Source organism: Treponema sp. R6D11 (genome assembly GCF_054786075.1).
Genome location: NZ_BDHD01000017.1, coordinates 1 through 21,227 on the forward strand (window position 1 = coordinate 1; position 21,227 = coordinate 21,227).

The following is a 21,227-nucleotide window of genomic DNA, read 5'->3' on the forward strand; positions in this document are numbered from 1 at the left end:
GCGATTTTCAAAATGGTACAAAGCAAAAAAGGAGAAAAAAGATGACAACGATTAAAGTAATAATAAACAATTACAACGAGTTTTGCGGTAATTGTCATTTACAGAAATACAGCGAGGTCAATAAGCAATTTTTTTGCGTTGGTTTTCAGAAGTTTATTGATAGGGGTAGTGTGTACCAAGCTAATCCTAGATTGTCTGAATGTATTATCGCAGAGGCTGATTACACAGCATTAAAGGAGAAAAAACAGAATGAAACAGCAAACACCAGATAAATGCTTGTGCGGCGCATTGCCTATCATCGAGGAAAAACCAGATGACAGCTTGGGCAAGGTATATAAATACAAATGTCCAAACTGTGAACAGAAAGAACTGCCTTTTATTGGGCAATGGTGGGATTGGGGTGCATTACAGGAATGGAATAGAATTGCACCAAAGAAGTCATACCGCAAACGGACACTTGAATATAACGAAAGTGGCTCATGTATAGCAGAACCTACAAGCATTATAGAATGGAAAGCCAAAAAAGGACATGACCATCTCACCATAGAAATATATGAGGACAATGGCAGATTTTATTTTGGGTATAGCTGTAGTTATAAGAACAGCGGCGCACATAGCGGATTAGGAATAATGGATACAGGTTTCCCGACAATGGAACTGTTAAAGAAATATATCAAAAAAAGAATAGTAAAAATAATTAACATGGACAAAGAAGCAAAAAAGATAGTTGATATGTTATTTCCGGAAAATATTCAACAGGAGTTATTTTAATGAAAAAGACATTTAAAGGGAATAATCGGAAAAACGGGCAAAATTCCGAGCGCTCGGAATTGACAGATTTTGAGAGGGTACGCTATACTTTAGAAACCAACTGACAACACCCCATTTAATAAAAACCGAGGAGGGCGGTTTACTGACCCCGCATACTCTTTAAGGGCGTGTTTTATGCAAAAAAGCGCTGACTCATTACTCTGTCTGTTCGACAAGAAACGGAATGAGAAGTTTACGGGCGGAATTAAAATTGGCTTTGATTCAGGGCGACCTGTTAATTGTTCGGAGTACAGCGACCCTAAAGACTTGCCCCCGCCAGTCCCCAAAGGCTTTTCCGTCCGTGAACAAATTAAAAAAGCGTGCGCCAGCGATTATTACGGTTCCCACACTTACATTTTAAGCGACGGAGAGATCACCCACGCTTCGACCGTCCGCACATGGTCGGGGCAGGGGATACACACCCTGTTAGACGAACTTTCGCCCGACGGAAACCGCAGTGCAAAACTGTCCTAAATGCGGCGCGCCCCTGCGGTATATTCCCGCAAGCCATACGGTTATCAGGAACGGGGGCGAAGGGGTGTATACCTTGGATGCGGAACCGTTGACCGTTATCAGTGAGAAGGGGCGACCCGTAACCGGTTACAGGATACACAAATGCGGAGAGAGTAATGCCAGTGAAAGCGAAGCCGACGGCGAAAAAGAAAAAACCGGCGGTTAAAACAGTAAAAAAGCCCCCCAACACCCCCCCGCCGCAGGGGATAGTCGTAGACTTTTCAAATCTTGGCATTGATGACCTTGCGTTGACCGCCAAAGAAGCCCGTTATGTATACTGGTACACCAACCCCGAATCAGACACCTTTCAGAACAGACCGAAGTCGGCGGTAAAAGCCGGGTATCCGCCGGACAACGCCAGAATAATAGCCTTTCAATTACACGGCAAAAAGCCCGTCGCCGAAGCGATACGCCGCCTTATGGAACCCCTGAAAATAGACGTAAAAGAGGAGTTTGAACACATAGTCCGCAGCCGGATAGCGAGGATACACTTTAACGTCGCGGATTATTACAAAAAAGTAACCATCAAGGAAAAAAACATCGCCACGGGGGAACTGGAAGACAGGGAAATTGAGGTGCTTAAAGACTTGTCGGAATTGACCCCCGAACAGTTGCTTGCCGTTGACGGCGTTGATTACAAGGGAATGACGGGGCGGAAAGTCTACCAATTTGCCGACAGGGAAAAATCCATGTCCGAAATGATGACCGTATACAACAAGCTGTACGGCGGACCCGCCAACGACAACAACGACGACGGCGAAGCCACAATGGAGATAATACGGGAGAGGCTTACGGTCAAAATTTCCGCCCGTGAAGGGAAAAACAAGGTAGGCAGAATAGCGGGGCTTATCGGCGACGGGGGGAACAGTCTTGTCCAAGAACTGTAATTACAGCGGATTAAGGAAGGGTCCACGGATACGACCGTTAAGCCATAACTTAAAGGCTATATACCATATCTTGTCAAAGAAGCTGTTGTCTTGGGGTTATAACGTGTACGTCATGGATTCAGTAAGAACGCGCTCCCGGTACATCACGATTAACACGGGGCAGGGTAATATCCTAAAAATCAGGTTATCCGACCACCCGCCGGGCAGACATTCAGATGCGGACTTTGACGTGTATACGGCGGAGCCAAGGAAAAAAGCCCTTGACTATAAGGAATTGTTGAAGGTGTTGGAAAAACGGTTAAAAGTGAAAAAAGAAAAGCCTTGGACGGAAAAAGGTTTTATCAAACTTAACGAAACGGGTACGCATAATGGGTAGCGGAAAAGACGGGCTGTTCACACCGGAGGAACGGCTAAACTACGCCGAAGCCTTTATAAAAGTAAACCAACAACCTTTAGACTTGGACTTTTGGCAACAGGAATACATAAGAGACACAAGCAAATACGCCGCCTTGAATAAAAGCCGCCAGACTGGATTTTCTTTCAGTGTCGCATTGAAGGGTTTGATCAAGGCAATGGACAAGAGCCGATTCAAATACACCCGGCAATTCGTGTCATATAACCTTGACGACGCAAAAGAAAAAATAAGCTACGCCAAAGAATTTTATCATTCAATCCCGAAACAGCACCGCAAGGAACTGGTAAGCGAAACAAAAACAAGCATGGAGTTTTACGACAAGGGCGGAAAAACGACAAGCCGGTTGCTGTCTATCGCCTGTAGGCAGCCCCGTGGCAAAAACGGCGATCTTGTATTTGACGAAATGGCGTTTTATCCCTTTAACCAACAGCGTAAAATATATACGGCGGGCTTGCCGGTAATATCCCGTGGTGGGTGCCTAGAGGCAGGGAGTACCCCCTTCGGAATGTTGGGGCAGTTTTACGACATATTCAGTAACGAAGGCGATAAATTCAAACAATTCCGGCGGTTCACGATCCCGTGGTGGTTCACGAAAGAGTTTTGCAAGGACGTACCTGAAGCGGTCAAACTTGCCCCGGACATGGACACGGAAGACAGAGTTGCGATTTTCGGCAAAGAAACGATACAGACGATATTCGATTCGATGTTCCTTGAGGATTTTCAACAGGAATATGAATGTACTTTTATTGATTCCGCTTTAAGCTATATAACGCTTGATTTAATACACGCCAACACGCCCGGCATGAGGGACGGGGACAGAGACCGCCCCCTTGACGAAGGGGAAGAAGAAAAAGACATTGAGATAAAAATATTCAAGACTGCGGACGATCTGTTACTGGGTTACGACCCCGAAATACACGGGCGGTTATTCATGGGATACGACGTTGCCCGGTTCCGGGACGCTGCGGTCATCTTTGTTATCGGACAATTACCCAACGGATTAAAAAGAAGCGTCGCAGAAATCGAAATGGTCAAAAAAGAATATGAATACCAGCTTGACCAATTCCGCAAGATAATGAAACAGGTGCGCCCGGTTCGGGCTTGCCTTGACAGTACGGGAATAGGCGACCCCCTGCGGGAAGCCCTGCAAAAAGAATTCGGCGACGCGATGGTTGAAGGCGTAAAGTTTAACAGCGTATCGAAAGAAGAAATGGCGATAGCCGTAAAAACGGGGCTTGAAAAAAAACGATATTTACTGCAAAACGACAGAAAATTCCACGGGCAGATTCATTCCATCAGGCGGACGGCGGTATCCGGCGGGGCTTTCCGTTACGACAGCACAAGGGACGAAGACGGTCATGCCGACAGTTTTTGGGCTTGGGCGCTTGCGGACAGGGCGGTTATTCAGGGAGCGGCGGCGGACAACGGAAACTTTTACACAAAATACGCTAGTAAAAAAAACGGGAATGTAGTACAATCAGGGAAAGAAAACACGGAAAGCAGCGTAATCAACACCGCCCCCGTTCTTACCGGAAGGCGTGGAAAGTCCATAACATCACTTTTAAGAGGTGTAGAACGTGCTAACCGGAAATAGGGGTCCAAGCCCCATTATACTGCGACGGGAACTTGCCAGACAAAGCGGTCAATTTTCCCCGCCGACTACATACATGGGAAACCCCCAAAATAGTAACGGCTTGCAATCGGCGTTATTCGATCCGCTCAAACAGGTACAAAACCAATACGGCAACCTTCGGACTGTTGACCGCTATTATAACCGCTCGATAAACTGTCAAACCCTGCGGCGGGTGTCAAGTAAGGCGTGGATTATTAACGCCTGTATCGGCAACACGATAAGGAAAATCGAACCGTTTTTGAAACCGTCTACCGACCGCAATATCCGAGGATTCGTCGTATTAAAGAGGGGCGAAGACATATCAAAAGCGTCGGGCAAAAAATCGGCGGAGCGGGAAACGATAGAAAAGTTTTTATTGCACACGGGATTCGTCGATGACCCGGACAGAGACGACGACTTCATAAAGTATTGCACTAAAATAATCCGTGATTTGCTTGAAATCGACCAGATAGCGACGGAGATACAGTATACAAACGCCCGTAAGCCCTGCGCTTTCTGGGCGGTTGACGCTGCGACCATTGAACGCATTGTACCGGGGCAGGAAAACCCCTACAAAATAAAATACGCCCAAGTCATAGACTATATCCCTTACGCTTGGTACACGAAAGATCAACTGATATTTGACTTTCAGAACCCCCGCACGGATATTGACTATTCATTTTACGGTTATTCCTACGTCGAACAGGCGATTGACCTCATAACAAGCGTAATCAACACGTTTACATATAACGCCGGATTCTTTACGGAAAACAAACTCCCCCGCGGTATGCTGTTAATCGACGGCGACGCGGATCAAGAGACCGTAGAAATGATGGAAGACTACATCTGCGACATTATGAGCGGCAACCCGTCTTCACAATGGCGTATACCGATTATCCCGTCCGGCATTAAAAAGGGAGAGGGCGGCGGCATACGTTGGCAGTCATTGACCGGGACAAACAAAGAAATGGAATACCAGAACTGGATGGAATTTTTAACTTCCGGCGTATTGACTTTGTTTGGTACTTCCATGGACGACATAGGATTACAGATAAATAAATCACAACCTATGGTAGAGCGGGACGCAAAACCGAAAATTGAGGCGGGCAAGAGCGCCATACTGGGGCATACCCTCACTTTCCTGCAATCCTACCTGAATAAAATAATCGAGAAAATCAACCCCAATTATTCGCTTGAATTCGTCGGATATGAACGGGACGATCCCGAACAGATATTGAATATCGACAAAAGCGAAGTGGAATCATACAAAACACTGAATGAAAAACGGCAAGAGAAGGGATTAAAGCCGCTTGACTTGTCGGAGATAAAAAACCCTGCGGATATTCCCTTATCGCCGCAAGCGGTACAACTGTTTCAACACGCACAGCAGGGCGGCATGATGGGCGGAATGGGCGACTTCGGCGGAGAAGAAGGTGGCATGGAAGGCGAAGCCCCCGAAGGGGACGGAGCACCTAACACGGACAACGAGGCGTGGGACGCATTGGAAGCGGAAAGCGGCGGCGAACCCCAAGAAGGGACGGAGAAATCCCTTGCCAGATCGGGCGATGTTATAAGGATAGAGATATAGTGATGACAATGATTTTTTTACCCGTAATAACCTTTCTTTTTACTGTCTCTATGGCTTTTTTATGTTTTTGTTATATAACTTCCGTTAAAGGGCATATTTTTGTATATAAAGTGATGTTTTTTTCTAACAGTAGAACAGACGATTCGACAGTAAAAATAGTTGTTTATACTCCGAGCGGGAAACCCCTTGTTATATCCGCATTTGGGATAAAAGAGAATAACATCACTAAGAAAACAGAACTATTGCACGAGCTAATGAAAATCCATAAACCCAATAAATTAATTATTGAAACCACAGGGATTGGAGAAGCTATATATGAAAACCTTGCAAAAATATTTGGGTGCAACAAAATAAAGAGAATCACAAGAATAAGGGGGTAAACAAATAATGGCAAAATACCAGCGGAGAAAAACGGCGCAAAATAATAACCCCTCTTTCGAGTGGGACGTACTCTGTTACGAGACAACAAAAAAGACTTATAAAATAAAAAACAAGGCGACGGGCGAAATACGGTCTCTTTCAAGAGCCGAATACATAGACCTAGTGAACAGGCAGGGGAAAAATGATTGGAAGTAGTAGGAAAATGAAAATAGCCATTGATTTTGACGGTACTTGCGTAACACACGAATACCCTAATGTCGGGCAGGACATAGGAGCCGTACCAGTGCTTAAAAAACTTGCCGCCGACGGGCATAAACTTATTTTGAACACCATGAGGTGCGGCGATCAGTTACAAGCCGCCGTGGACTGGTTTAAGAAAAATGACATACCCCTATACGGCGTGAATGAAGACCCCGGACAAAAAAACTGGACGCAATCGCCTAAAGTGTTTGCGAACCTGTATATTGACGATGCCGCCTTGGGGTGTCCGCTGGTTTATTCGGGGAGAGACAAGCCGTATGTGGACTGGGAGAAAGTAGAAGCGATATTCGCAGAAGAAACGGCGTATCATAGCCCCGATCCCGTATTAATCAAAAAGTATCAGAAATTTCCTTCTGAAGGTATCCTAAAGGAACTAGGTTATAATGAGGAAGAAATAAAAATAATGAAGCAAAATTGGAAAGCAGAGAAGGGGTAGGAATGAACATAGACCTTTCCATAACCGATATTACACCCCAAAACAGGCGGATCAAAATGCTGAAAGCCGTCCGATCTTTATCGCGGCATTTAGGCGTTCCCGTATCGGTCGCGGACAGAAAAAATAAACACAAGCACGGACCCGAACCGTTTTTATACAAAGCGCAAGAGGAATTGAATTATAAGTGGTATAACTTTTTTTCCGCCGCCTTGAAAGACACATATTTATTCGTAATCAAATATTTTGGCTTGCCCGAAATGAATACCGTCGTCAAAAAAGCGAACCCCGATGACCCCTTGACCCATAAAGGAAAAGTGTTATACAGCCCCGAAACCGGGGAACCGATTAAAAAAGCGGAGTGGGATCGCTTCGTCGAAACGCTTGAAAAGTTTTTGAACAAGCGACTTAAAGACGCTGATAAAAAAATAATACTCGACAGTAAGGCGTTGGGGCGTGTGCTTGACCGTATGCTTAAATACAACACATTGGAAGCGGTTAAAGAATTATCCCTCGATGACGTGGAGTATCGGGGTAAAACACTGGATTGGATTAGCGACAGCGTAAAGAACATGAAAACCGCCCTTGGCGACGAATTAAGCCGCCCCGAAATGGCGCGGATACAGGTATTACAGATGTCGGCGGCGGAAAAAATCACCAAAGCGTCCGCAACGGTAAAATCCGACATAAGGCAGATATTGATTGACGGCGTGAAGTGCCGGAAGGGAAAGGGGCAAGTGTCGCAAGCCATATTCGACCGCATGACCGGCGCGAACAGGGACTTTCAGAGAATAGCCGACACCGAAATACAAAACGCTTCTAACAATTCTTTCTTGCTTGACGAAGTGGCGGGAGCGGAACCGGGCGAAAAGGTTTATTTTCAACGGATTGAGCGCATAGATTCTAACACTTGCGAATTCTGTAAGAAAATGCACGGGGTCGTCGTTTTATGGAGCGATCACCCGTTACCGTCGTCGGATAAGATAGACGACCCGATAGCGAAATATGCCATTTGGGATGGAAAGGATTGGGACGGCAGAAAAGAGATGGTCGCAAACGGCGTGTTTCACCCTTATTGTTATGATTCAGAGACCGAAGTAATGACGCATAGGGGCTGGAAATTCTTTAAGGATTTGCTGGACGATGACAGGATAATGTCCATAAACCCAGAAAATCAGGAAATCGATTTTGTGCCGTTTGTTAATCGGGTAAGTTATGAATATAGCGGGAGAATGATACATTTTCTAGGCAGAAACTATGATCTTATGGTAACGCCGAACCATAATATGCTTTATGCGACAAACAAAGGTTTTTATCACGGAATTGAAGCGCAAGAACTTATTAAAAAAGTAGATTACTCATTACCGCGAGGCGTAGGAAAATGGCGATTAAAAGATGACGCAACGTCTGTAATGTTAGACACTGAAACAATCAGCAATGGGCAATATTTAAGATTATGGGCTTGGTATCTCGCGGAGGGAAGCGGCAGAAAAAAAGGAAAATATTGTGAAGTCAAGTTAGCCCAAAAAGACCCGCAGAAAATAATTAATGATTTATCTGAATTAAAGAATATTCTAAAACCGACAGAGGAATCCGTGTATATATACGGGAAGGCGGCGGAACCTTTTAGCGTGATGTTTGGAATAAAAGCGGAAAATAAATATATCCCGCAATTTATAAAAGATTCATCAGCAGATTGTATAAGGGAATTCTTAGACGCTTTTAGCCTTGCTGACGGTTCAAAGTTTGTAAATAGAAAAAGCCATAAATCATCTTATGCGGAAACAAAAAATGAAACGGTTTTAAGGACTTCCTCTCTAAAAATGGCGGATGATTTATGCGAACTCATTGTAAAAGCCGGGTGGATGCCTTCTGTATACAAACTAGAACAAAAAGGGAAATTGAATCATTTTGCCAATGGCGATTACACGCTAAATACCGATTGCTATAATATTACAATATGTAAATCAAAATACCGCCATTTTGGGAAGGATGTACAAACAGGGCATAAACCAAACCATAATCCGGTAGAAACAAACTATAATGGCATAGTTTACGATGTTGAACTGGAAAAATGGCATTTTTTGCTTGTCAGGCGCAATGGAAAATGTGCATGGAGCGGTAACTGTAGAGGCTCGTGGGTAAAGTATAACGGGAAGGCGGTAAACGCCCTTGTAGCGGAAATACAGGGCAAGTCCAAAGAGTTTAACGAAGCCCTTGAAAAAACAAAGCAAGAGTATGAAGATAAGGGCGTTAATAACCCCAACGACAAAACGCCGGGATTCACGGAAAGCCTTACGAAACGTTACGGAGCCAAGCACGGCAAGCAAGAACGCCGGCGTTACGGACAGGCGTTTGTTCAGGCGAAAAAAGAATTTGAGGAACGGGGTATAGAATACCCGACAAGCAAAACGCCGGGCTTCGACAAGAGGGTGCAAGAGATTTACGAAGAATTTGACGGCGTGGACAAGTCCCTCACTTATTCCGGGCATAAGCTACAGGACAAATACCGTTTTGCGGGGTTTGATATATCGGTCGAAAACAAAAAAGGCAGTACCCGGAGCGGTATTGACGGCGACGGTCAGCGGAAAGTTTTGTCAAAAAAGAACCATGGGAAAATGGTTAAATCAATAAAAGAGCGTGTGCGTGAGGCACTGGGGGGAATTTTATGAGCGTTATATTTGGAATTACGGTAGATACCGATGCGGTAGATAAATCTTTCGGAGAATCGTTTGGCGGTTGGGACGACATACAAAAAGCCTTGACGCATAAGTATATCCGCCGTATCCCCAAAAAGAGCGGCAAGGGGTACTGGTACATATACGCAGAGACCTTTCAAAAACCCCTTGCGGCGTTAAAAACATTTTTCGGGCTTCAAACCAAGGCGATCTCCGACACCTACGAGAAAAATGACATAAAAAAGGACTTCGGCGCGGACAAAAAGACTTTCGCCGCCCACCTTCTTGAATACCTGTCAAATAAATTGAAGTGGGACACTTTTTTCAAGAAAAAAGAGAACAACGACGGATTCAAAGCGCCCAAGAAAAGCCCGCCGACGGGAACCGGGGGCGGCAAAAATACGGGCGGAGTAATTGACAAAAACGTCAAAAGGGGCGATAATAAAATTGTATTGAATCGCAGCCTGATGCGGAGAATCTGGGGAATATACAATAAGACGGAGGAAGAAAATGGAACAAATAACATTGGTAATGAGCGAGGAGAAATACCCGATGTTGCTCCGGCAGTACGGAGCGGAGGGAGCGAGGAAGACGGCGATCAATATGTGTCTAGCGCAGAAACAGGAGATAACGGCGGAGAACCTTTACAGTTGCCTGTCAACACTGGAGAGAGACCTGCAAGAGACATTCGGCTAACAAAAAAACAAACAATAAATATCCGTGAGGCTTGTTTAGAGCTTCTTAATTCAAAAACAGACGACCAGATGACCGAAGAAGACAAGGCTTTACTTCGGCAGTATGAAGGCGCGGGCGGACTGGGAGAGGAAGGAGCCAGTACCCACGGGACTTTGTACGAATACTACACCCCCCGCACGGTAACAAAAAAAGTGTGGGAAATCGTAGACAAATATATCCCCGGAAAAAAGAACGTGTTAGAGCCGTCTTCGGGCATAGGGCGTTTTGCCGAAGACAGACCCGACGACAAATTCGTATTGAACGAGTTTGACAAGACTTCGGCGCGGATAGCGGGAATACTGCACCCCGATCAACTGGTGATACCGGGGGCTTTTCAAGAGATGTTTAAGCCCGGCAAGGAAGGATACAAGGGGCAGAAATACGACGTTGTTATAGGCAATCCGCCTTACGGCGCTTACGAAGGCTTATGGAAGGGGCGCGGCGAAGGCAAGGGGCATACCAGATACGAAGAATACTTTATTGACCGCGGGCTTGACACCATGCGTGAAGGCGGAATTATGGCGTTTGTAGTGCCTTCCGATTTTTTACGCAAGGGCAACAGTAAAATAAAAGAGAAAATCGCCGCCAAAGGCAAGCTGTTGGAAGCGTGGAGACTACCCAACGGCACATTCAACACTACCGGCGTTGGTACGGATATAATCATAATCCGCAAAGAACCGGGCGATTCCGCAGATTTTTCAGATAACGCATTTTTCGAGAAAAACCCCGACATGGTAATGGGGACGGAAACCACAAGGGTCGGGCGTTACGGGAAAGAAGAAAGTTTTATAGGGCTTGCCGACGGCGAAAGTTTTGACGAAGCGATAGACCGCATAAGGGCGGATAAAATGGAGGCTGTCCCCGTCGGCGCGAAAACCCAAGCGGAACAGGCGGAAGAAAACGTCAAAGTGGTTGTCAAGGAAGGCAACAAAAAAAGCAGATTGGAGAAACCAAGCGCGGGTCGGACAAGATCGGAAGCGATGATGGGCAACGACAACGCCGCCGGATCGCATGACGTTGATTCCTTAGAGGAATTTAACAAGAAGTATAACAAAAATATTCCAAGGGAAACCTTGGCGTTGTGGGAATTCACGAACTGGGACGGATCAATAGACGTTGCCCGCCTTGAACATGGGCGGCAAGGGCTATTGGAATATATGCAAAAAAGCGGAAACTACGTCCAGACTGCGGACGGCAAATGGTACGACATCGTGAACTTCGCAAGCGGCAATATCTACCAGAAACTGAAGGAATTGGAGAGGGACAAAGACGACTTGACCGCAACGGAGTACAAACGGCAAAAAGCCATTTTGGAATCGGCGAAGCCGACCCCTAAAACGGTACACGAATTCATGATAAGCCCATTGTCGGACTTCGCCATAAAATATGTCATTGAGGAAGAACTGAACGACAAGCAGGATTCCCTTATTCAAGGTTTCAAAGACTGGGTGTGGGAATTGGGTACTGGTTCCGTCCCGCCGTCGATAACGAAGCACGACATTATCGACTATGTAAACCGAAAATCAGTCAGGGCGGACAGTAAAGCGTCGGACAAGGAAGCCGCAGCCCGTGAGCGCGACAATACGATCAAAGTACGCCGGGAAGCGACCGAAGCCCTTTTTAACCAGTTTATCCGCGAACAGTTGTCAACGCAGGAACAAGAGCGCATGGCGGAAATGTGGAACAGGCAGTTTAACGCCGTAGTGGACCCCGACCACACGAAGATACCCGCCTTCGTGGACGGCATAAGCCGGACATTCAAGGGCGACCCGCTTAAAGTAAGCGACATACAGTTAAAAGGCGTAGCGACGCTTGTAAACCGAGGGAACGGAATATTAGCGTATGATGTCGGCGTTGGAAAAACCTTAACGGGTATCCTTGCGACGGTAAGCCAGATACAGACGGGGCGGGCAAAAAACCGCTAATCTGCGTACCGAAGTCGGTATACAAAAACTGGATTTCCGAAATACAACAGTTATTCCCGAACATAAAGATCAACGACCTTTATAATTTTAGGAATATCGACCACCTTAAAAACCCCGACGGCACCCTGAATATCGAGGAAGGGACGCTTTCAATCTGCACATACGAAGCGACGCAGATGATCTCTTTCAAGCCGGAAACGATAGATTTCAAACTTATGGCGGATATGTTGGACAGCCAGTCCGCCGTCGGCGTTACAGCGAGCGACAGGGACAAAGCGGCGGAAAAAGAGCGTATTCAAACAAAACTGGGCAGGGCGACCAAAGCCGGAGACAGGCAGACGAACTGGGAAGACACCGGCTTTGACCACATAACCGTTGACGAATTGCATAACTTCAAAAACATTTTTTCACAGGCGAAAGGGAAAGAAAAAACGTCAAAAGAAGAAGGAAACGCAAACGAATTTACCAAGATAACCGGCGGTACTCCGTCCGACCAAGCCCTTAAATTATTCGCCATTACGCAAATGGTACAGAGGGTAAACAACGGGCGCAACGTGTTTGGATTGACGGCGACACCCTTTACAAACTCCCCCATCGAAATTTACAATATTCTTTCACTGGTAGCCCGCGAGAAACTGAAAGAAACCGGGATATACAACCTTCACGAATTTATGGCGCAATTCGCCGCCTTAAAGTCTGAATTGGCGGTAGATTCACAAGGCGACGTAGCCGAAAAAACGGTTATGAAAGAATTTAAGAACCTTGTCGCGCTTCAAAAACTTATCAACACATACATTGACAAAGTGGACGGAGAGGAAGCGGGGGTCATACGCCCGAAAAAATCAACGCATTACGAAGACTGCACCCTGAATATGACGTTAGCCCAAAAAGACCTTGCCGAACAAATTATTCATTACATGGACACCGCCGACCCGAAGGAAGATCCGGGCGCGACGCTTAAAGGCATTAACGCCCTTCGGCAGTTGGCGTTATCCCCCCGGTTGCTTGAAAAATCAAATATAGTAACCTTACCCGACGACATGGGCGATTTCGTAACGTCAAGCCCTAAAATGACGTTTGTATGCGATTCGGCGGCGGAACTTTCAAAAACCGCCGGACAGGTCATCTACTTGCCGCAGGGGATAAGTTATTACAAAGAGGTCAAAGACTATCTTGTAAAACGGGGCGTGGACCCCGAAGCGATAGCCTTCTTATCACCGCAGCACTTACCGAGCGGGACAAACAAAGACGGCAGCGATAGGGGCGAAGAAGAAAAAGCCAGAATTATGAAGGACTTTAACGACCCCAACGGCAAGATTAAAATTATCATCGGGTCGGAAACGATAAAAGAGGGCGTGAACCTGAACGGCAACACCTCTACCCTTTATAACTGTATGCTTGACTGGAATCCCACCGACGCTATACAGGTAGAGGGGCGCATACACCGGCAGGGCAACAAACAGGGACACGTCCACATCGTCTACCCGCTTATGAATGACAGCATTGATTCTTTTATGTATCAGAAACACGACGAAAAATCAAAGAGGATCGCCGCCGTGTTCTCATACAAGGGCGACACCCTGAACGTCGAAGAAATAAACCCCGAAGAAGCGAAGTTTAGCCTTATCAAAGACCCGGCGAAAAGGGCGGGTATGCAAATTAAGCAGGAAATTGAGGTCATCAAAAATCAGGTGCTTATCGCACAGGCGACCTGCGACAAGATAGTTGAAAACGCAAGCCGTCGGCGCGAGTATCAGGAAGAAATAAAAAATTGCCAGAAACAAATTGAACAGATCAAAAAAGCCGCCAAAAAAATAAGCGAAATGTCGGACGCTGAACTCATAAGGGAACATGGGAACAAGTACAGGGAAGACGACGAAAGTATCGAAGAGCGGTTTGACGAATTCGACGGCGTGAAAGAAAGCAGTTGGGTCGGAGGGAAAAACCCTAAAGACTTCCGCAAGGAATACGACAGGGTAAGCAAGGCGGCGACCCAGTACCTTCAAAAATACATTACAAGCGCAAAGAGCAAAAGCGAAACCGTAGAAAACACCCTGCGGCGGTACAACGTGGACCCGACCAATGAGAGGTCGGCGACCGAAGTTGCGTCAAAGTTTGGGAAAGAAGCGGTAAGACTTAAAGAAAATATCAAGAAAATTGAATCAAAGCGCGACGAATATATCGAGAAGGCGAAAAAACAGATCGCCAAAGAAGCCAAGCCCGGATTAACCGTAGCCGAAGCGACAAAACTTGTTACTAAAGACATAGCTAAAAACCTTCGCCCTATGGACGAAGTGAAAGAAGAAATCTTGGCGGAGCGCGAAGCCAAGAAAAATGAAACGGTTAAAAAATCGGTCGTATTCGTTATCGACAGCGTAATTAAAGTGGAAAAGAGGGCGTAATCATGGGAATATTGTTTATTCTGAAATCGAAACAGCCGGCGGACCCGAAGTTTGAAGAACTGAAACGGCGGATAATCGAACACCTGAAAGCCCAAGACAAAATGGAAAACACCATTGAAAAGGGCGGCATGGCGATAGGGACAATCCGTGAGTGGAAGGGGAATAAATACATAAAGGGCGCTGATAATAAATGGCGGCGGTATTACAACAAGGAAACCCGCGGGGCTAAAGTCTCAATAAAACGCCTTATCAAAAAAGTACAGGCGATTAACAGCCCCGAAGAACTTATTAAACTCGTATTGTTGCACCGGGACAGGTTTAGCGACGACAACGGACACCCGATCCCCCTTGTGCAGGAATTAAGCAAATATGTGTCGGAACGGCAGGGGAAACTTGCCCCGGAAAAACCCGCCGCAGCTCCTAAAAAGACGGCGGCAAGCAAACAACCCGAAGCGAAAGAAAAAACGCAGGGAACCGCCGACGATAAAACCGTCAAGGAACAGGACAAAGAGGACGCGGAAAGATACGGCGTATCAGTCGCCGTGTATAAAGACGCTATAGAACCATACATAGAAGGCGAAATATCGCATGAAAGAATGATAGTCCGTCTCGAAAAAAACGGCATAAATCACGATCAAATGGCGAAAATTTCCGGTACCCTGTCTTATGAGAACCCACCTAAAGCGGAAGAATTTAATGAAAAATTAATGACAGATGAAGCCCTGAAAAAAGAAGAATCGGAAAAATTACTTACCGAGATGCACCAGAACCGCAGCGACGCTATGAGGGGCAACAAAAACGCCTACAAGGGCGGACCCAAGCCGGAAACAAAAAAAGAAATCAAGGCGGCGCAAGAGGAAGAAAAGAAAGCCCGCAAAAAGGCGAAAATGCCGGACAGCCAAGAGCCGACCAGTGCGATAAAGGATTCTACATGGGATCCGAAAAGCGAAGATTACCGCTTTAAGGACACGGGATATATCGCCGGAAGCCGTAAGGAATTAGCCCAAGCGTACATAAAGCGTATGGCAAGGGAAGGGTTACAGGTAACACACGATACCATTGACTGGGAAAACATAGAAGAAAATGAGCGTGTAGCCGAAGATATGATCACAAAACAAAATTTAATGGGAAAGCCGGACTGGGAAACCCTGAAAACAGGGGGGCTGAAAGGGAACGCCGGATATTTGATCAATGAGATATATAAAACTATCCCGTCAAAGCCGGAGAAAAATACCGGTGAAAACAGGTTTGTTTTTTCGTTGGCGCTTGACGCAATCCGTTCACGGCTTGAAAGCTGTAAGACGCTTGACGACCTCCGGGAAGCGGCGCTGGAAATTGACGGCGAAAGAACTGGTTATTTTATCCAAGCGACCAGAACGCCGGAGTATCTTGCCCTTGTGGAAAAGCAGGAAAAAGCCGCTGAAAATTTAAAGGAATACCGCACAAAGTTGGGCAAGAAAATCTATGAAAGATGTAATCAGGGCGACCCCTTCAAAGAAGCAAAAGACCTGATGAAACAATTAGGCTACAAACCGCCCGTTATTGAAAGCCTGTTTTTTGCAGACGGAAGTTGGGGCGGTACTTATTATAGTACGCACGGAAGCAGGCTGTATAAACTTCTTTTGGCGGGCAAGAGTATGTACGAGGGCAAGAGAGCCGAAATTGAAAGCAACAGCACAATTACTGAAAAAACACTGATTGACGAGAAACACAAAATAGAAGACGCAATGAGCGAATCACGTCAAAAAACCAACGAGGAATTAAGGCTAACGAACCCAATGAAAGGTATTTGGCAGATTTTAGGAAATAAATTTGCCGATGCAATGTCAATTACCGGCAATAATAGGGATTGGGAAAAGAATTCATTTGCCAAGCATAACGAGAAAGCCCACATGATGGAAGAAGACGATTTTTCATGGGCGGAAAAAAGATCAACGGGCGGGGGCGGCGGCGAGCGGCAAAGCCAGTTTGAACTTTTAGTCGCCGATAAAATTGTGAGAAAAGGCGGTCGGGCGGTAAAGGTAGAATCTACCGAGGACTTGAAAAAAGCCTTTAACCTTCGTGATGTGCAGTCGGGGAATTGGGTATTGAACGACGTAAAGTCGGCGAAATTCCATGTTGAAAATATCGCCATGGGACTGGCCGACCTTGCGGACGTTACCGGGATACCCGATAACCTTGTTTCGCTTAATGGGCGGCTTGCAATGGCTATAGGCGCGAGGGGGCATAATAAATTCCTTGCGCATTACGAATCTTTGGAACGTGTGATTAATATTACAAAAATGAAGGGCGGCGGCTCCCTTGCCCATGAGTGGTTTCACGCCTTCGACAACCTTATAGCCGAGGCCATGACAGGCGGCAAATACAATCTGTTCCTTACGGAAACAAACGACGAAGATTTAACGGACAAACAGCGTAAGCTCATGGACAATCTTCGGTGGTATAAAAGAGGCATGAAAGACGGCGATTCTTATTATAGAAGCGCTTACGAAATGGCGTTAAAAGCCGCAAAAAAAGCGGGTATCGCCGTAGACGAATTAGACGTTGCCGAAGAACACGTCCAGAAAATAAAGGGCGCTTTTAAGAATCTGGTCAGGGCGATGAAAGCGGGAAAAACAATGAAGCCGAAAGTGTATAGTTACACAAAACAGGATTACGAAGCGGCGCAACAGTTATTCCGTGATCGCGGCAAATGGCTGGGGTTAAAAGAGGGAATGACCGCCGATGAAGCGATGGAAGCCAAGCAAGGGTGCAGAGTTGCAAACATGACCCGTGAAAGATTAGATAAACTTGTTGCGGTCTGGGCGGAAGGCAATCCGAAAGGCGGAACCGTTACGACAAAATCAAGCGAAACATCGTCGGATTTTTATGTGGCTTCAATGGAACTTGACCACTTCAAAGAAAAAGGATACTGGTCATCGACCCTTGAAATGGCGGCGAGGGCGTTTGCGGCTTATATTGACGACAAACTGGTAGAGAAGGGACAGAAAAACACCTACTTGACGGCAAGATCGTCAAACGACGATTACAAAGAAGGCTATAAAGCCCATTATGGGAAAACCCCAAGACCCTACCCCGAAGGCGAAGAACGCAAGGCGATTAACGCCGCTTTCGACGAATTATTTAAGATCGTGAAGGAAACCGGAGCGATAAGGAAGGCTATTATGGCAGAGTTTGTTCTCACGTTACAGAAGTCGGAAGGGAGCAAGTTAAACTACTTCAAAAAACTTGTCCTTGATCACCTGAATACCCTTGAGGAAGACGGCAAGGAACTTAAAAAGTCCCTTATACAGGCGGAAACGGCGGAGATCAACAAGTCCGGGCGGGGCTTGCCCGTCGGGACTATAAGGGATTGGAAGGGTAATAAGTACATCAAGACGGCTCCGGGCAAGTGGAAACGGAAATACGACAGCCACACCAGAGGCGCGAAAATGGCTATTGGGGCGATAAAGAAAAAAGTCGCCGCGGCAAAAACCGAAAGCGAAATGCTACAGATTATCAACGACAACAAAGCCCGTTTTTCGGACAGTAAAGGAAAGCCACTCCCCTTTGTCGAGGAACTTCATAATTTCGTCCAGCATCAGGCTAAGCCGAAGCCGACGGCGAAAAAAGAACCGCAGAAGAAGCCGAAGGAAGCCCCGAAGTGGGAGAATCCGCTTGCCAAGTACCCGAAAATCGATCCGGTGCTGACAGCCAGAACGATAGGCAACGTGAAGTATCAGGCGGCGGCGGAAACCCCCGAAGGGCGGCGAAGCATGGTCAACGATCTTATAAAAAAATACGGCGTTACCAAAAAAGACGCAGAGGCGTTTGTGGACGTTATTAAAAACGCTACCGACGACGACCGGTTGAACGCCAGAGAATTTGCGGACGATGATGCGAAAAAACAGGCGACGGAAAAACTAACAGAACTGAAGATCAACGATAAAATGCCCGAAAAAACAAGAGAACAAAGAATCGAGAATTTTCTCAATTATCTTGTAGACGAAGTTATCAACGGCAGAATGACCGCCAGCGACGCTTTTTTTGAAATGCAAAACACCAGAGAAAAGATGAAATACATCACGGAAAGCCGGGCAAGGGCGGCATTTGGATTAAAGCCGGGCAAGTCTTTTCACGACGCAATGCGTGAACAGTTAGGCGTTGACATTTACAAGAAGGGAGATGAACGATTTATTAAAAACCCCAAAGAAGCTGCGGGCAAAAGCCCGGCTAAAGACTTGGTGGATCGGTATCATAGCGGATTATCGACACTGACCCAAGCCGTTGAACAAATTGCCGCAAGATATGCAAGCAAGAAAATATCGGAACAGGAAGCGGTAGAGGCGGTACGAGGTCTTGACGAAAGCAAAATGGACTATGCCATGACAAAACTGAACAGTGCGATAAGAAAATACAGGGAAGCCAACGAAGACACGGATAAAAGTCCGGCAAAAAACGCATCCGCCAAGAAAAAGAAAGGGAAAGGCAGGGTGCTTCCCGACGGCGTATCGGAACAGGACGTACTCGATACAGCCCATGACATTTTCAAGAAAAACCCAAAAATAACGCTGTTTGACTTGTTCCGGGCGGTAAAAACGAACCTTGGAATACCAAAAGACAACTACGACTATGATACTGATTTGGTAATCCAAGACGACCCCACCTTTACAAGAATTCCCATTGGGTCATGGGAGTCAAGTGAGGACATAGACAAGCAAGAACCAGACAATAAGCCGGAAAAAGAATCTAAAGGCTATACCGCCGTCCAGCAAGAGGAAGCGCAAAAACTTATAGATATGGCGGAACGCCTGTTAAAAAGGGCAAGAGGCGATCATGTCAAGTATTCAAAACAATGGCAGACGATGGAAGATCACATATACTCGCAATTAAAGGGCATGGGCTTGTCGCATGAAAAGGCGAAAGATGAAGCCTTTTATATGGTCATGCGTGCCGATGCCAAAATACATGAGGAAGAAAGGCGGCAGGCTAATGGTGTCAAAAAGGCGGTAACAGAGGTGCTTGTGGATATTTTCGGAAATTAGGTGTTGACAAGTATGTTTTAGTTTAGTAGTATTACAGTACAACTGAATACTATTGGTTTGCGCCGAAAAAGGGCAGCCAGAAATCTCGATTAATTTCGGGGTTTTTGGCTGCCCTTTTTTTGTCTTTTCGGGGGAATTTTGGACGATTTGAAAGACAGAGACAGCGAATTCTATCTCAATTTAATCCTGCGAAAGTCGGACATCTCAACAGACGCAGACGGGAATTATATCTTTGAAGTCGAAGCGTCGAATGAAAATCTTGACCTTCAGAAACAGGTCGTGCTTCAAAGAGCGTTACTCGACAGTAAAGACGATTTTCTGAATACGGGCGTTATAAGTTACGACCACCAACACAAGAGGCGCGGACCCGACGGGGAGGTTATTTCCGACCCCACAATGATAATCGGCGAACCCATCGAGGTACGGACGGAAGGCAAAAAAACTATCGTCAAAGGAAAACTGTATCACACAAGCGATAAAGCGCAAGAGATCATCAATTTGTTAAAAGCGAAGTCCACACGGATAAAAGCCAGCGTCGGCGGCATATTCCCAAAGATCGTGAAAAACGCAAAAGACGGCATTGAAAGAATAACAAGCGTATTTTGGAACGACTTAGCGCTCACCCCTTCCCCCGTAAATCACACCGTATCGCCGGCGTATTTTGCGAAAAGTTATAACCCGGACGAATTCGTTAAAGCTCTCATGGCTACTTCGGACACGACCGACCACGCACAATTTACGGGCGGCAGGGCGATGACACCCGAAGACGTAGGGGGTAAAAAACCCATTGACGTTACAAAAATCGGAATAAAGAAACTTGTAAGGCTTATGGACGAAGGAAAGATCGACACCGAAGAAGACGCGGTAGGTTTCCTTGTTGAGCAAGGAATTGACGAGGCTAATGCGCGGACTGCCGTCCGCGAAATTATATTTCAAGGAGGGCAAACAACCATGAAAGGAAAATTTGCCAGTGCGGTATCCAACATTCTTAAATCCCTTACGGGAAAAGATGATGGAAAAGGAAACAATAACGAGGACGACACCGAAAAAGACGATGATCTCGACCTCGATATTGCGGGTCTCGATACCACCGATGAAGACGATGAAGGAAAGGACGTTGGAAAGTCAACCAAAGTGATTAACGCCAACGAACTTCTTGTAAATCTTCAGGAGGATCTGGACGGAATCAAAAAATCCCTTGACAGCGTTGAGGACATCAGGCAGTCCATTGAGGACTTGGGCGACGCAGTTACGGAGATTTCAAAGGCGCTTGCCATTGTTGCCAACGCCCCCGCTCCCACACAGTCAATACTGGGCAAGAGCGCGGGACAGACACAGGGCATACAGAAGGGCGGACGCTCCGCTGTAAAAGATCGTCCGACATTGCAGGACTTTGAAAAGGCACAGATTGTGATTAACAAAGCCTACAAAGCGGGCAGAATTGGGCTGCACGAAGCGACAAGGATCGAAGGGGATATGCAAAAAGCTGTCCGCGATCCGAACTTCAATCTTCGCGCAGAAGATTACGATTTCCTCATGCAGGAAATGAAAGCGACCGCTTAA

Annotated in this window: 16 protein-coding genes; all 16 read left to right on the forward strand. The window is 46.3% G+C overall.

The window, feature by feature from the left end:
• The coding region (locus ACYVTD_RS03245; protein ID WP_461246347.1) for a hypothetical protein at positions 1 to 272 on the forward strand (272 nt) is incomplete at its 5' end.
• Positions 250 to 771 (forward strand): hypothetical protein, encoded by a 522-nt coding sequence (locus ACYVTD_RS03250; RefSeq protein WP_461246348.1) that lies wholly within the window; start codon positions 250 to 252, stop codon positions 769 to 771. The genes ACYVTD_RS03245 and ACYVTD_RS03250, both read left to right, overlap by 23 nt.
• A 174-nt stretch (positions 772 to 945) precedes the next feature.
• Complete coding sequence (locus ACYVTD_RS03255) at positions 946 to 1,284, forward strand: hypothetical protein (RefSeq protein WP_461246349.1); 339 nt, start codon at positions 946 to 948, stop codon at positions 1,282 to 1,284.
• Positions 1,285 to 1,357: 73 nt separating this feature from the next.
• Positions 1,358 to 1,489, forward strand: coding sequence for a hypothetical protein (locus tag ACYVTD_RS03260; protein WP_461246350.1), 132 nt, complete (start codon positions 1,358 to 1,360; stop codon positions 1,487 to 1,489).
• Positions 1,440 to 2,210, forward strand: coding sequence for a terminase small subunit (locus tag ACYVTD_RS03265; RefSeq protein ID WP_461246351.1), 771 nt, complete (start codon positions 1,440 to 1,442; stop codon positions 2,208 to 2,210). The genes ACYVTD_RS03260 and ACYVTD_RS03265 overlap by 50 nt, the downstream gene beginning before the upstream one ends.
• 112 nt (positions 2,211 to 2,322) lie before the next feature.
• Entirely contained in the window at positions 2,323 to 2,586 is a 264-nt protein-coding gene (locus ACYVTD_RS03270) for a hypothetical protein (protein WP_461246352.1), read from the forward strand.
• On the forward strand, positions 2,579 to 4,219 hold the full coding sequence (locus ACYVTD_RS03275) for a phage terminase large subunit family protein (protein WP_461246353.1): 1,641 nt from the start codon (positions 2,579 to 2,581) through the stop codon (positions 4,217 to 4,219). The genes ACYVTD_RS03270 and ACYVTD_RS03275 overlap by 8 nt, the downstream gene beginning before the upstream one ends.
• Positions 4,203 to 5,825 carry a phage portal protein gene (locus ACYVTD_RS03280; RefSeq protein ID WP_461246354.1) on the forward strand — a complete coding sequence of 541 codons (1,623 nt, stop codon included), beginning with the start codon at positions 4,203 to 4,205 and terminating at the stop codon, positions 5,823 to 5,825. The genes ACYVTD_RS03275 and ACYVTD_RS03280 overlap by 17 nt, the downstream gene beginning before the upstream one ends.
• Positions 5,826 to 6,079: 254 nt before the next feature.
• Complete coding sequence (locus tag ACYVTD_RS03285) at positions 6,080 to 6,205, forward strand: hypothetical protein (protein WP_461246355.1); 126 nt, start codon at positions 6,080 to 6,082, stop codon at positions 6,203 to 6,205.
• A 7-nt stretch (positions 6,206 to 6,212) separates the two neighbouring features.
• Positions 6,213 to 6,401 (forward strand): hypothetical protein, encoded by a 189-nt coding sequence (locus ACYVTD_RS03290; protein ID WP_461246356.1) that lies wholly within the window; start codon positions 6,213 to 6,215, stop codon positions 6,399 to 6,401.
• Positions 6,402 to 6,408: 7 nt separating this feature from the next.
• Positions 6,409 to 6,903 carry a hypothetical protein gene (locus ACYVTD_RS03295; protein WP_461246357.1) on the forward strand — a complete coding sequence of 165 codons (495 nt, stop codon included), beginning with the start codon at positions 6,409 to 6,411 and terminating at the stop codon, positions 6,901 to 6,903.
• 2 nt (positions 6,904 to 6,905) lie between these two features.
• Positions 6,906 to 9,572 (forward strand): structural protein, encoded by a 2,667-nt coding sequence (locus ACYVTD_RS03300; protein ID WP_461246358.1) that lies wholly within the window; start codon positions 6,906 to 6,908, stop codon positions 9,570 to 9,572.
• Positions 9,569 to 12,238: an Eco57I restriction-modification methylase domain-containing protein gene (locus tag ACYVTD_RS03305; RefSeq protein WP_461246359.1), complete on the forward strand. Its 2,670-nt coding sequence runs from the start codon at positions 9,569 to 9,571 to the stop codon at positions 12,236 to 12,238. Before ACYVTD_RS03300 ends, ACYVTD_RS03305 begins: the two co-directional genes overlap by 4 nt.
• Positions 12,239 to 12,414: 176 nt before the next feature.
• A complete protein-coding gene (locus ACYVTD_RS03310; RefSeq protein ID WP_461246360.1) occupies positions 12,415 to 14,640 on the forward strand; it encodes a helicase-related protein in 2,226 nt (741 codons plus the stop codon).
• Between the two features lie 2 nt (positions 14,641 to 14,642).
• Positions 14,643 to 19,664 (forward strand): LPD1 domain-containing protein, encoded by a 5,022-nt coding sequence (locus ACYVTD_RS03315; RefSeq protein ID WP_461246361.1) that lies wholly within the window; start codon positions 14,643 to 14,645, stop codon positions 19,662 to 19,664.
• A 138-nt stretch (positions 19,665 to 19,802) separates the two neighbouring features.
• Entirely contained in the window at positions 19,803 to 21,227 is a 1,425-nt protein-coding gene (locus ACYVTD_RS03320) for a hypothetical protein (protein ID WP_461246362.1), read from the forward strand.

Excerpts from the sequence above, each read along its gene's own strand:
- ACYVTD_RS03250 (WP_461246348.1), top strand. The coding sequence starts at position 250 with ATGAAACAGCAAACACCAGATAAATGCTTGTGCGGCGCATTGCCTATC.
- ACYVTD_RS03255 (WP_461246349.1), top strand. The coding sequence starts at position 946 with ATGCAAAAAAGCGCTGACTCATTACTCTGTCTGTTCGACAAGAAACGG.
- ACYVTD_RS03265 (WP_461246351.1), top strand. The coding sequence starts at position 1,440 with ATGCCAGTGAAAGCGAAGCCGACGGCGAAAAAGAAAAAACCGGCGGTT.
- ACYVTD_RS03270 (WP_461246352.1), top strand. The coding sequence starts at position 2,323 with ATGGATTCAGTAAGAACGCGCTCCCGGTACATCACGATTAACACGGGG.
- ACYVTD_RS03275 (WP_461246353.1), top strand. The coding sequence starts at position 2,579 with ATGGGTAGCGGAAAAGACGGGCTGTTCACACCGGAGGAACGGCTAAAC.
- ACYVTD_RS03285 (WP_461246355.1), top strand. The coding sequence starts at position 6,080 with ATGAAAATCCATAAACCCAATAAATTAATTATTGAAACCACAGGGATT.
- ACYVTD_RS03290 (WP_461246356.1), top strand. The coding sequence starts at position 6,213 with ATGGCAAAATACCAGCGGAGAAAAACGGCGCAAAATAATAACCCCTCT.
- ACYVTD_RS03295 (WP_461246357.1), top strand. The coding sequence starts at position 6,409 with ATGAAAATAGCCATTGATTTTGACGGTACTTGCGTAACACACGAATAC.
- ACYVTD_RS03300 (WP_461246358.1), top strand. The coding sequence starts at position 6,906 with ATGAACATAGACCTTTCCATAACCGATATTACACCCCAAAACAGGCGG.
- ACYVTD_RS03305 (WP_461246359.1), top strand. The coding sequence starts at position 9,569 with ATGAGCGTTATATTTGGAATTACGGTAGATACCGATGCGGTAGATAAA.
- ACYVTD_RS03310 (WP_461246360.1), top strand. The coding sequence starts at position 12,415 with ATGATCTCTTTCAAGCCGGAAACGATAGATTTCAAACTTATGGCGGAT.
- ACYVTD_RS03315 (WP_461246361.1), top strand. The coding sequence starts at position 14,643 with ATGGGAATATTGTTTATTCTGAAATCGAAACAGCCGGCGGACCCGAAG.